General features: G+C 73.1%; 13 protein-coding genes. 3 read left to right on the top strand and 10 right to left on the bottom strand.

The features are described 5' to 3' along the window. The 10 genes from HET64_RS29495 to hisD all read right to left on the bottom strand — a co-directional run. Positions 1–1,274 (bottom strand): ATP-binding protein (locus HET64_RS29495; RefSeq protein WP_215110206.1); only part of this gene is annotated, 1,274 nt, incomplete at its 3' end. Between the two features lie 146 nt (positions 1,275–1,420). Next, on the bottom strand, positions 1,421–2,344 hold the full coding sequence (locus HET64_RS29500) for an alpha/beta hydrolase (protein ID WP_215110207.1): 924 nt from the start codon (positions 2,342–2,344) through the stop codon (positions 1,421–1,423). 202 nt (positions 2,345–2,546) lie between these two features. Then, on the bottom strand, positions 2,547–3,302 hold the full coding sequence (hisF, locus tag HET64_RS29505; protein WP_215110208.1) for an imidazole glycerol phosphate synthase subunit HisF: 756 nt from the start codon (positions 3,300–3,302) through the stop codon (positions 2,547–2,549). After that, the gene (locus HET64_RS29510; RefSeq protein ID WP_215110209.1) at positions 3,299–3,706 is read right to left on the bottom strand and encodes a RidA family protein; all 408 of its coding nucleotides are present in this window, start codon (positions 3,704–3,706) and stop codon (positions 3,299–3,301) included. Before HET64_RS29510 ends, hisF begins: the two co-directional genes overlap by 4 nt. Then, the gene (priA, locus tag HET64_RS29515; RefSeq protein WP_018957513.1) at positions 3,703–4,428 is read right to left on the bottom strand and encodes a bifunctional 1-(5-phosphoribosyl)-5-((5-phosphoribosylamino)methylideneamino)imidazole-4-carboxamide isomerase/phosphoribosylanthranilate isomerase PriA; all 726 of its coding nucleotides are present in this window, start codon (positions 4,426–4,428) and stop codon (positions 3,703–3,705) included. Before priA ends, HET64_RS29510 begins: the two co-directional genes overlap by 4 nt. After that, positions 4,428–5,069 (bottom strand): imidazole glycerol phosphate synthase subunit HisH, encoded by a 642-nt coding sequence (hisH, locus tag HET64_RS29520; RefSeq protein WP_215110210.1) that lies wholly within the window; start codon positions 5,067–5,069, stop codon positions 4,428–4,430. Before hisH ends, priA begins: the two co-directional genes overlap by 1 nt. A gap of 10 nt (positions 5,070–5,079) precedes the next feature. Continuing rightward, a complete protein-coding gene (locus tag HET64_RS29525) occupies positions 5,080–5,247 on the bottom strand; it encodes a hypothetical protein (RefSeq protein WP_003969742.1) in 168 nt (55 codons plus the stop codon). Continuing rightward, on the bottom strand, positions 5,244–5,840 hold the full coding sequence (gene hisB, locus HET64_RS29530) for an imidazoleglycerol-phosphate dehydratase HisB (protein ID WP_093686685.1): 597 nt from the start codon (positions 5,838–5,840) through the stop codon (positions 5,244–5,246). Before hisB ends, HET64_RS29525 begins: the two co-directional genes overlap by 4 nt. Continuing rightward, positions 5,837–6,967 carry a histidinol-phosphate transaminase gene (locus HET64_RS29535; RefSeq protein WP_215110211.1) on the bottom strand — a complete coding sequence of 377 codons (1,131 nt, stop codon included), beginning with the start codon at positions 6,965–6,967 and terminating at the stop codon, positions 5,837–5,839. Before HET64_RS29535 ends, hisB begins: the two co-directional genes overlap by 4 nt. Then, on the bottom strand, positions 6,964–8,286 hold the full coding sequence (gene hisD / locus HET64_RS29540) for a histidinol dehydrogenase (RefSeq protein WP_215110212.1): 1,323 nt from the start codon (positions 8,284–8,286) through the stop codon (positions 6,964–6,966). The genes HET64_RS29535 and hisD overlap by 4 nt, the downstream gene beginning before the upstream one ends. A gap of 185 nt (positions 8,287–8,471) precedes the next feature. Between hisD and HET64_RS29545 the strand changes: the two genes are divergently transcribed. The 3 genes from HET64_RS29545 to HET64_RS29555 form a co-directional block, all read left to right on the top strand. Then, on the top strand, positions 8,472–10,073 hold the full coding sequence (locus HET64_RS29545) for an oxidoreductase (protein ID WP_215110213.1): 1,602 nt from the start codon (positions 8,472–8,474) through the stop codon (positions 10,071–10,073). A gap of 219 nt (positions 10,074–10,292) precedes the next feature. Continuing rightward, positions 10,293–11,333: a hypothetical protein gene (locus tag HET64_RS29550; RefSeq protein ID WP_215110214.1), complete on the top strand. Its 1,041-nt coding sequence runs from the start codon at positions 10,293–10,295 to the stop codon at positions 11,331–11,333. A 5-nt stretch (positions 11,334–11,338) separates the two neighbouring features. Next, on the top strand, positions 11,339–12,102 hold a 764-nt coding region (locus HET64_RS29555; protein ID WP_215110215.1), incomplete at its 3' end, for an LON peptidase substrate-binding domain-containing protein.

Consider the following 12,102-nt stretch of genomic DNA (forward strand, 5'->3'; position numbering starts at 1 on the left):
GTGGCCGGGGCGTCCGGAGGGGGCGGGGAGGAAGCGCCCGGGGAGGCCCGGTCGCCGGTCTCCGCCAGCAGGGTGGCGAGCAGTTCGTGGGCGGCGCGGCGATGGGGCCAGGGGGCGTGGTGGAGTACGGCGCGGGAGACGAGGCGGTGGGCGAAGTGGACGCGGCTGCCCGCCCGTTGGAGGAGGCCGTCGGTGGCGGTGGCGCCGAGCAGGGCCCGGTCCAGGAACTCCCGGGGCAGTCCGCAGCGGGTGCCCGCGCGCAGCAGGAGCAGGGCATCCGCCCCCGCGCCGTCCGGCTCGTGCTCCTGGGCCGCGGCGGCGAGCAGGAGCAGGGTGCGGGTCCGGTCCGGGAGGCCGTCGAGCCGTTCGGCGTGGGCGGCGAGCACCGCTTCGCCGCCGGGCAGGGGGCAGGGCAGCGGGGTGCGGCCGGCGAGCTGGTCCGGAGTGAGGCGCCCGGTGAGCCCGGCGAGCAGGCGCGGGTTTCCGGCCGCCTCACGGAGCAGCTCGGCCCGCACGACCGGGTCGATCCCCTCCGTACCGGGGGCCGCGCCGTGAGCCGACCCGTGAGCCGCACCGGAAGCCATACCGACGGCCGTTCCGAGGGTCGCACCGGGAGCCGCACCAGGGGTCGCTCCGAGGGCCGTGCCCAGAGCAGTACCGGGGGCCGCGCCAGGAGGCGTACCGGGGGCCGTTCCGAGGGCCGTCCCACCGGTCAGCCGGTCCAGGAGTGCCGAGGCCGCGCCCTCGTCCAGGGGTGCGAGGTGGAGCGTGGGCAGCCCGGCGAAGGCCGTGCCGTCGGCGACCGAGAGCAGGACGGCGGTCCGGCTGCCCGGGCCCAGCCCCCGGGCCGCGCAGGCGAGGGCGGACCGGGACGCCGGGTCCCAGGTGTGCGCGTCGTCGGCGCAGACCAACAGGGGGTGCCCGGTGCCCGGTTCCCGCAGTCGGCGGGCCAGCGCCTCGGGGGTGATGACCGGGTACGGAGCGGCGGGCGAGAGGCCGGCGGTGGGGGACGGGCCGAGCAGCTCGACCGGCCCGCCACCCGGCACGGACCGTCCGGTGGAGGCGGCCGTGGCGTACAGCACGGGGCCCCGGTCGCGGTGTGCGTCGGCGGCGGCGCGCAGCAGCGCCGTACGGCCGAGACCGGGCGGCGCGGCCAGCACGAGCGCACCTCCCCCGCCCCGCCACAACTGTTCCAACAGGCTTTCCAGGGTGGCGAGTTCATCGTCCCGGCCGTACAGCCGGAGCGGACTGCGCACGGTCGTCGATGGGGTCACACCGGCACCGTACGGTCGCGTCGGCGAGGGTGGAAGCGCCGCGTCCAGGTACCCGGCGGGGACGGCCCGGTGCGGTGCGCGCTCCCAGCCGGAGCCCTGCCGCGCTGTGCCGGAGCACAGCGCGGCAGGGCCGGGGGGCGCCGGGATTACGCGGTGTGCGGGCAGTTGCCCCGGTACTCCGCGATGGTCAGGCTCGGCTGCGGGAGCGGGCAGAGGAACTGCTCGTAGCGGGTGTCGTTGTCGATGAAGCGCTTCAGCCAGGAAATGCTGTACTTCGCGATCGTGGTGTTGGAGGTGTTCGGCGTGAAGTGCGAGGCCCCGCGCAGCTCCAGATACGCCTTGTCCAGGGAGCCGGGCAGCGACTCGTAGAACGGCTCGGAGTGCGTGGCGACGGGGGCGACCGTGTCACCGTCCGCACCCACCACGAGCGTGGGCGTGCGCAGTTCGGGCCAGGTCCTGTCGGTGTTCCAGCCGGTCAGCGGGATCGCGGCCTTCAGCGAGGTGCGGCTCTTGGCGGCCTCCAGACTGCCGCCGCCGCCCATCGAGTGGCCCATCACCCCGAGCCGGGAGGCGTCGACCCGGGTCCGCACCGAGCTGCGCTGGGTCAGGTAGTCCAGAGCGGCGAGGAGTTGGCGGCCCCGGCTGTCGGGCTGGTCGAGCGTGGTGTTGGTGTCGATGGTGAAGACCACGAAGCCCTGGGACGCCAGGCGCGGGCCGAGCCAGGCGATGGAGGACTCGTAGGCGGTGAAGCCGGGCGAGATGACGACCGCGCCGAAGGTGCCGTCGGCGGTGGACGTCGGGTAGTGGATGGTGCCGCCGCCGAACCCGCTCACGGCGAGCGAGGAGACGGAGGTCTGCGAGGTGGCGTAGGAGCCGCGGCTCGCCTCGATGGAGGCGTTGGTGGGGGCGGGACCGCGCTCGTAGGGGTTGTCGGCGGCCTGGGCGCCCGGGACCAGGGCGGTCATCAGGAGACCGGCGGTGGCCGCGGCGGCGGTCAGCAGACCCGCGAGCGTACGGGGGCGGCTCGGGCGCGGGGGGTGTTGGTGCGAGGGGAGGAGGTGCTGCTGCACGAGGGGGATCCTCTCGGTGGTGGCGGAACCACACCACGCGAGGCCCACCGAGCCCGTCGTCCCGGGGGCTCGGGGGTGCGCCGCGTGGCCGCCGACGTCGTCCGTCGGCGTTCGCCACTCTCACGGTGCGCCCCCTGGACACGCATCGGCGGTATCACCGGTCCCGGCAGACCGGTGATACCGCCTCGGACTCCGTGCGGACTCAGCGGACCGGGTGGCCCGCTTCCCGCAGGGCGCCCTTGACCTCGGAGATCCGCAGGTCACCGAAGTGGAAGACGGACGCGGCGAGCACCGCGTCGGCCCCCGCCTCGATCGCCGGGGCGAAGTCGGCGAGCCGGCCCGCGCCGCCGGAGGCGATGACGGGCACGGTGACGTGCTCGCGTACCGCCTCGATCATCGCCGTGTCGTAGCCGTCCTTCGTGCCGTCGGCGTCCATCGAGTTGAGCAGGATCTCGCCCGCGCCCAGCTCGGCGGCCCGGTGGGCCCATTCGACGGCGTCGATGCCGGTGCCCTTGCGGCCGCCGTGCGTGGTGACCTCGAAGGTGCCCTCCGGGGTGCGGCGGGCGTCCACCGAGAGCACCAGGACCTGGCGTCCGAAGCGTTCGGCGATCTCGCGGATGAGGTCGGGGCGGGCGATGGCTGCGGTGTTGACGCCGACCTTGTCGGCCCCGGCGCGCAGCAGCTTGTCGACGTCGTCCGGGGTGCGGACGCCGCCGCCGACGGTGAGCGGGATGAAGACCTGCTCGGCGGTGCGGCGGACCACGTCGTACGTCGTCTCGCGGTCGCCGCTGGACGCGGTGATGTCGAGGAAGGTCAGCTCGTCGGCGCCCTCGGCGTCGTACAGCTTGGCCATCTCCACGGGGTCGCCCGCGTCGCGCAGGTTCTGGAAGTTGACGCCCTTGACGACCCGGCCGTTGTCGACGTCCAGGCAGGGGATGACCCGTACGGCGAGGCTCACTTCGCGCCTCCCCGGTAGGCCTCGACCTCGACCTCGACGACCAGGCTCGGGTCCACGAAACCGGACACGATGATCATGGAGGCGACGGGGCGCACGGCGTCGAACAGCTCCTTGTGGGCGCGGCCCACGTCCTCCACGTCCCGGGCGTGCGTGAGGTACATCCGGGTGCGGACGACGTCCTCGCGGGTGAGGCCCACCTGCTCCAGCGCCGCGAAGGCGACGTCGAAGGAGGTGATGGCCTGCTCGTACGGGGAGCCCGCGGAGATCTGGCCGTTGATCACGGAGGTGCAGCCGGCGACCAGGACGAGCCCGCCCGGGAGCTCGACAGCGCGCGAGTAGCCGAACTTCTCCTCCCAGGGCGCGCCGGTGGAGATCCGGCGTACGGGGGAAGCGGAATCGGTCATGCGGCGACCGCCTTGAGGGCCTCTTCCAGCGTGAACGCCTTCGCGTACAGCGCCTTGCCGACGATCGCGCCCTCGACGCCCTCGGGGACGAGGAGGGAGATCGCGCGGAGGTCGTCGAGCGAGGAGACCCCGCCGGAGGCGACGACCGGGCGGTCGGTGGCCGCGCAGACGTCCCGCAGCAGGCCCAGGTTGGGGCCTTCCAGGGTGCCGTCCTTGGCGATGTCGGTGACGACGTAGCGAGCGCAGCCCTCGGCGTCGAGGCGGGCGAGGGTCTCGTAGAGGTCGCCGCCGTCGCGGGTCCAGCCCCGGCCGCGCAGGGTGGTGCCGCGGACGTCGAGGCCGACGGCGATCTTGTCGCCGTGCTCGGCGATGACCTTGGCGACCCACTCCGGGGTCTCCAGGGCGGCGGTGCCGAGGTTGACCCGGCGGCAGCCGGTGGCGAGGGCCGCGGCGAGCGAGGCGTCGTCGCGGATGCCGCCGGACAGCTCGACCTTGATGTCCATGGCCCCGGCGACCTCGGCGATCAGGGCGCGGTTGTCGCCGGTGCCGAAGGCGGCGTCCAGGTCGACGAGGTGCAGCCACTCGGCGCCGGCGCGCTGCCAGGCGAGGGCGGCCTCCAGCGGGGAGCCGTAGGAGGTCTCGGAGCCGGACTCGCCGTGCACGAGGCGGACGGCCTGGCCGTCACGGACGTCGACGGCGGGGAGCAGTTCAAGCTTCGGCATTACAGCGTCTCGATCCAGTTGGTCAGCAGCTGGGCGCCGGCATCGCCGGACTTCTCGGGGTGGAACTGGGTGGCCCACAGCGCGCCGTTCTCCACGGCGGCCACGAACCGTTCGCCGTGCGTGGCCCAGGTGACCTTGGGGACACGGATCTTGGCGTTGGTCACTTCGAGGGACCAGTCGTGCGCCGCGTAGGAGTGCACGAAGTAGTACCGCGCGTCGGCGTCCAGGCCCGCGAAGAGCCGGGAGTCCTCGGGGGCCTCGACGGTGTTCCACCCCATGTGCGGGACGACGTCGGCCTTCAGGGGGCCGACCGTGCCGGGCCATTCGTCCAGGCCCTCGGTCTCCACGCCGTGCTCGATGCCGCGCTCGAAGAGGATCTGCATCCCGACGCAGATGCCCATGACGGGACGGCCGCCGGAGAGCCGGCGGCCGACGATCCAGTCGCCGCGGGCCCGCTTGAGCCCGTCCATGCAGGCGGAGAACGCGCCGACGCCGGGAACGAGGAGCCCGTCGGCGTTCATCGCGCGGTCGTAGTCCCGGGTGATCTCGACGTCCGCGCCGACATGGGCGAGGGCCCGCTCGGCGGAACGGACGTTGCCGAAGCCGTAGTCGAAGACGACGACCTTCTTGGTGTCAGTCACAGCGTGCCTCTCAGTCCCACAGTCCCTGGATCCGCAGGATGCCCGCCACCAGGCACATCACGGAGCCGATCGACAGCAGCACGATGACGCCCTTGGGCATCCCCTGCTTCGCGAAGGAGTAGACGCCGCCGGCCAGGAAGAGGCCGACGACGATCAGGATGGTGTTGAGGCCGGTCACAGGGCGCCCTTCGTGGAAGGCAGGATGCCGGCGGCGCGGGGGTCGTGCTCGCAGGCGTACCGCAGGGCGCGGGCGAGTGCCTTGAACTGGCACTCGACGATGTGGTGGGCGTTGCGCCCGTACGGCACGTGGACGTGCAGGGCGATCTGCGCCTGGGCGACGAAGGACTCCAGGATGTGCCGGGTCATCGTCGTGTCGTACTCGCCGATCATCGGCGCCATCTTCTCGGGCTCGGTGTGCACGAGGTAGGGGCGGCCGGAGAGGTCGACGGTGACCTGGGCGAGCGACTCGTCCAGCGGGACGGTGCAGTTGCCGAAGCGGTAGATGCCGACCTTGTCGCCGAGGGCCTGCTTGAAGGCGGCGCCGAGCGCGAGGGCGGTGTCCTCGATGGTGTGGTGGCTGTCGATGTGCAGGTCGCCCTCGGTCTTGACCGTGAGGTCGAAGAGGCCGTGGCGGCCGAGCTGGTCGAGCATGTGGTCGTAGAAGCCGACCCCGGTGGCGACATCGACCTTGCCGGTGCCGTCGAGGTTGATCTCGACGAGCACGGACGTTTCCTTCGTGGTGCGTTCCACGCGGCCTACGCGGGGGCTCATGCGTCGTGCTCCTTCTTCAGTTCGCGTACCGCATCGAGGAACGCGTCGTTCTCTGCCGGGGTTCCCGCGGAGACCCGCAGCCATCCCGGTACGCCGTTGTCCCGGACCAGGACGCCCCGGTCGAGGATCTGCTGCCAGACGGCGTGGCTGTCGTCGAAGCGGCCGAACTGGACGAAGTTGGCGTCCGAGTCGGTGACCTCGTAGCCGGTGGCGCGCAGCTCGGCCACCAGCCGGTCGCGCTCGCTCTTGAGCTGCGCGACGTACCCGAGCAGCGTATCGGTGTGCTCCAGGGCGGCGAGCGCGGTGGCCTGGGTGACGGAGGAGAGGTGGTACGGCAGCCGCACCAGCTGGACCGCGTCGACCACGGCCGGGTCGGCGGCGAGGTAGCCCAGGCGGAGCCCGGCCGCGCCGAACGCCTTGGACATGGTCCGCGAGAGGACCAGGTGGCGGCGGCCCTCGATCAGCGGGAGCAGCGAGGGGTGGTGGCTGAACTCGCCGTAGGCCTCGTCGACGACGACCATCGAGGGCCCGGCGGCCTGGGCGGCGTCGTACAGGGCGAGGACGGTATCCGCGTCGACGGCGGTGCCGGTGGGGTTGTTGGGCGAGGTGATGAAGACGACCTCGGGCCGGTGCTCGGCGATGGCGGCGCGGGCGGCGTCCACGTCGATGGTGAAGTCGTCCTCGCGCGGGCCGGAGATCCAGCCGGTGCCGGTGCCCCGGGAGATCAGGGCGTGCATGGAGTACGAGGGTTCGAAGCCGATCGCGGTGCGGCCGGGCCCGCCGAAGGTCTGGAGCAGCTGCTGGAGGACCTCGTTGGAGCCGTTGGCGGCCCATACGTTGGCCCTGCTCACCGGGTGCCCCGCCGTGCGGGACAGGTAGCGGGCCAGCTCCGTGCGGAGCTCGACGGCGTCCCGGTCGGGGTAGCGGTTGAGGCCGCGCGCGGCCTCGCGGACCCGCTCGGCGATCCGGTCGACCAGCGCCTCGGGGAGCGGGTACGGATTCTCGTTGGTGTTGAGGCGTACGGGGACGTCGAGCTGGGGTGCTCCGTACGGGGACTGGCCGCGCAGTTCGTCGCGGATGGGGAGCTCGTCCCAGGGGTTGAGGGGGGTGGTGCTGTCGTACGTCACTGCTGCGGAACCTTCCAGCCGAACCTTGCCTTGAGCGCGGCGCCGTGGGCGGGGAGGTCCTCCGCCTCGGCGAGGGTCACGACGTGGTGGGTGACCTCGGCGAGCGCGTCGCGGCTGTAGTCGACGATGTGGACGCCGCGCAGGAACGACTGCACGGACAGGCCCGAGGAGTGGCAGGCGCAGCCGCCGGTGGGCAGGACGTGGTTGGAGCCGGCGCAGTAGTCGCCGAGCGAGACCGGCGACCAGGGGCCGACGAAGATCGCTCCGGCGTTGCGGACCCGGTCGGCGACGGCGGCCGCGTCGGCGGTCTGGATCTCCAGGTGCTCGGCGCCGTACGCGTCGACGACCTTGAGGCCGTCCTCGATCGAGGAGACCAGGACGATCGCGGACTGGCGGCCGGCGAGGGCGGGCTCGACGCGGTCCTTGATGTGCTTGGTGGCGGCGACCTGGGGGGCCAGTTCGGCCTCGGTGGCGGCGGCCAGCTCCTCGGAGTCGGTGACCAGGACGGCGGCGGCCATCGGGTCGTGCTCGGCCTGGCTGATCAGGTCGGCGGCCACGTGCGCCGGGTCGGCGGTGGCGTCGGCGAGGATCGCGATCTCGGTGGGCCCGGCCTCGGCGTCGATGCCGATGCGGCCCTTGAGGAGGCGCTTGGCGGCGGCGACGTAGATGTTGCCGGGGCCGGTGACCAGGTTGACCGGCAGGCAGTCCTCGGTGCCGTACGCGAACATCGCGATGGCCTGGGAGCCGCCGGCGGCGTACACCTCGTCGACGCCGAGCAGGGCACAGGCGGCGAGGATGGTGGGGTGCGGCAGCCCGCCGAAGTCCTTCTGCGGCGGGGAGGCGACGGCGACGCCCTCGACGCCCGCCTCCTGGGCCGGGACGACGTTCATCACGACGGAGGAGGGGTAGACCGAGCGGCCGCCGGGGACGTAGAGCCCGACGCGCTCGACGGGCACCCACTTCTCGGTGACGGTGCCGCCGGGGACGACCTGGGTGGTGTGCGTGGTGCGGCGCTGCTCGCGGTGGACGAGGCGGGCGCGGCGGATCGACTCCTCCAGGGCTGCCCGGACGGCCGGGTCCAGCTCCTGGAGCGCGCGGGAGATGGCGTCGGCGGGCACCCGGACCGACTCGATCCGGACACCGTCGAACTTCTCCCCCCACTCGATGACTGCCGCGGAGCCACGATGGCGCACGTCCTCGCAGATGGGCCGCACCGTCTCCAGGGCGGCTTCCACGTCGAACTCGGCACGGGGCAGCAGGTCGCGCAGGGCGGCGCCCTCGGGGAGGACGTCACCGCGCAGATCGATTCGAGAGATCACACGGCAATTCTCTCAGACCGCCCGGAACGGCCGGTCGCCCGTATCACTGGCTGATACCGGTCGTCCGTACCACTGGCCGATACGCGTCTCGGCCATGTCCGGCTGTCACTGCTGACCGCTAGCTTTCACGGCGTCACACGGAGGGAAGAACAGCACTACAGCATGTGTGCACGGAGGGAGCGGCCGTGACCGAGCCGCACGAAGGCGATATCCCGGACGGCCTCAGCGCAGCGGAGCTGGGCATGTGGCAGTCCTTCCGCAACGGGACCACCTACGACTTACGCAGCTACGACCCGACCCACAACGACCCGTTCGCCCCGCAGGTGTGGGGGCCCGAGCGGAGCGTCGGCGCGCGCACCGTGGCGCGGCTGCTGCTGAGCGGCCCGCCGGCCCGGCCCGGCCGGGTGGCGGCGCTGAAGCTCCGGGGCGTGCGGATCACCGGAAAGCTGGACCTGGCGGGCGGCCGGGTGGCTCCGTACGTGGAGCTGACCGGCTGCCGCTTCGAGCAGGAGGTGGTGCTCCCCGAGTGCCACTTCACGACGCTGCGGCTGGTGGGGTGCGCGCTGCCCCGGCTGGAGGCCGCACGGCTGCACACGGAGGGTGACCTGCATCTGCCGCGCTGCCGGATCGACCGGGGCATCCGGCTGACCGACGCCCAGATCGGCACGGATCTGCTGATCAACCAGCTCAGCGTCGGCCCGGACCGGCACGGCCGGGCCATCGTCGGGGACGGCATGGCGGTCGCCCAGGACCTCCAGGCCGAGATGATCGAGACGCTCGGCGAGCTGAGCCTGCGCGGGGCGAAGGTGGGCGGTTCGCTGAGCCTGCGCGGCAGCCGGCTGCGCGCCGCGGAGGACCGTCGCGCGCTGAACGCCCCGCAGCTGACGGTGGAGCGCACGCTCTACATGACCGAGGCGTGGGTGAGCGTCGACACGGGGAACCAGGGCACCACTCCCCCGTACGGCGTCGTCTACGCCCCGACGCCGGCGCGCGGCACCCGCTCGCAGATCTTCGAGTGCCGGGGCGGGGTGCGGCTGGACGACGGGCGGTTCGGGGACGCGGTGGACCTGCACAAGGCCCGGTTCACCATGACCCGGCAGGAGGAGCTGTCGCTGCGCCGGATCGTGACACCGGAGCTCCGGTTCAACGCGGAGCGCCCCGAGGAGGGCCGCGTCGTCCTGAACGGCGCGAAGGTGGTGACCCTGATCGACCTGTCGACGAGCTGGCCGGGCCCGGGCGGTCTGGCGATGGGCGGCTTCGTCTACGAGAACCTCGTCCCGTACGGCCACTTCCCGCTCTCCCGGCGGCTGGAGTGGGTGCAGGCCGCGACCCCGGAGTACGTCCCCGAGCCGTACGAGCGGCTGGCCACGGTGATGCGCAGTTGCGGCGAGGACGCGGACGCGCGCGAGGTGTTGCTGGCCAAGCAGCGCCGCCGCCGCGAGACGCTGCCGCCCGCCGCGAAGGCGTGGGGCTACCTCCAGGACTGGACGGTGGCGTACGGCTACCGGCCGGGGCGGGCCGCGGTGTGGATGGCGGTGCTGTGGGCGGCGGGCACGGCGGCGTTCGCTCAGCACGCCCCGCCCTCCATCAAGGGCGAGGAGCATCCGCAGTGGAACCCCGCCCTGTACGCGCTGGATCTGCTGGTCCCGGTGATCAATCTCGGTCAGGACGGCTACTGGCGGATGGAGGACGCCTGGCAGTGGGCCGCGGCCGGTCTGGTGCTGGTGGGGTGGGTTCTGGCCACCACCGTGGCGGCGGGGGCGTCCCGGATGCTGCGCAGGGGCTGACCCCGAGGCGCTCCGCACGCGGCCGTGGGCGGTCAGGGCCAGGGACCCGGCCGCCCGCACCGCGTGACCGGAGGGACGGGCGAGCATCACGGGAGGGTGTGATCAAGCCAGCGAAGGGCATTTCCTTTGCCCTTTCTTGACCCGGTCCGATACAACCCATTCACTCGGCACAGAAGCTTCACAGCACACCTCTGGCGCGGCCCTCACCAGCGCTTTTCAATGGTCTGCACCATGGCATTCCTTCGCGCTCTGCTCAGTACCGCGCGCATGATCCGGCACAGCCCTCCGCTGTCCACCGGACTGTCCGCGGATGACGCGGTGCTGCTCGACGCCCCGGACGAGCGGCTCTCTCCCGCGCTGGTCGCCGCTGCCCTGGGCGACCACGCACCCGCCGCCAAGCTGCTCGCCACCACCCGGGACGCCGCCGACTGGGAGAACCGGGACCGCTACCTCGGCCGGCTCGTCACCTTCGCCCGCGGCCGGGACGGCTGGCTCGTCGACTGGCTGGCCGCCGCCCCGCGCGACCCGGACGCGCTGCTGGTCAAGGCGGAGCTGTCGGTCCACCGGGCCTGGGAGTCGCCCGCCCGCGCGGAGCGGCTCCGCGAGGTGGGCCCGCTGATCACCGCCGCCGCCGACGCGGACCCGCGCGACCCCGTGCCGTGGCGGCTCGCCCTGGACCACGCACGCGGCACCCACGCCACGCACACCGCCTTCGAAGCGCTGTGGGAGCAGGCCGTACGGCGCTCCGCGCACCACTACGGCTGCCATGTGGCGGCCCTGCGCTACCTCTCCGCCGCCTGGTACGGCTCGCACCGCGAGTGCTTCGACTTCGCCGAGCGGGCCGCCGAGGACGCGCTGCCCGACTCCCTGGTGCAGGCCCTCCCCGTCCGGGCCGCGTTCGCGCTGCTCCTGGACACCCAGGCGGCGGGCCGCACCACCTCCGTACTGGAGGAGCGGATCGACGCGGCGGCCGACCTGGCGATCAGGCTCTCCGCCGCCTACCGGCCCGGCGATCCCTGGCCGGCCGAGGTCCGCAACCTCCTCGCGTACGTCCTGCTCGCCCGGGGGCGCTGGGCGGAGGCGCTGCACCAGTTCAACCTGATCGGCCTGCAAGCGACGTCGTTCCCGTGGTCGTCGGTGTCCGAGGACGCGCTCGGCCGGTTCCTGGACGCGCGGGACGGCGCACGGCTCCAGGCGGCCTCCCTGACCCCGTTGCGCAACCGGGCCGACCACGGCCGCCCCCGGGGCCATTACGCTTGAGCGTTGTGACCACCGCCCGCCTTCCCCTTTTCCCGCTCAACGCGGTGCTGTTCCCCGGCCTGGTGCTGCCGCTCAACGTCTTCGAAGAGCGATATCGCGCCATGATGCGGGAGCTGCTGAAGAACGACGAGGACGAACCTCGCCGCTTCGTCGTGGTCGCGATCCGCGACGGCCGCGAGATCGCCCCGACGGCCACCGGCATGCCGGACACCGTCGCGGCCGCCCCTCCCCCCGAGCGCGCCCCGGCGGAGGGCTTCGGCCCCGACCCGATCCAGACCTTCCACCGGGTGGGCTGCGTCGCCGACGCGGCGACGATCCGCGAGCGCGCCGACGGCAGCTTCGAGGTCCTGGCCACCGGCACCACCCGGGTCAGGCTGCTGTCCGTCGAGGCGAGCGGCCCGTATCTGACCGCCGAGGTCGAGGAGCTGACCGAGGAACCGCCGGGCGAGGACGAGGGGGACGAGGCGGGAGCGCTCGCCGAGGGCGTCCTGCGGGCCTTCCGCGCCTACCAGAAGCGGTTGGCCGGGGCGAGCGAACGGTCGCTGGCGACCGGCGCCGACCTCCCCGACGACCCGTCCGTGATCTCCTACCTGGTCGCGGCGGCGACGGTCCTGGACGTCCCCACCAAACAGCGCCTGCTCCAGGCCCCCGACACGGCGACCCGGCTGCGCGAGGAGCTGACGCTGCTGCGCAAGGAGACCGCGGTCATCCGGCACCTGCCCTCGCTGCCCGCGACCGACCTGACCCGGGCCCCCACCCACCCCAACTG

Origin of the sequence: Streptomyces sp. McG3 (assembly GCF_018619185.1) — a bacterium.
GTDB lineage: Bacteria > Actinomycetota > Actinomycetes > Streptomycetales > Streptomycetaceae > Streptomyces.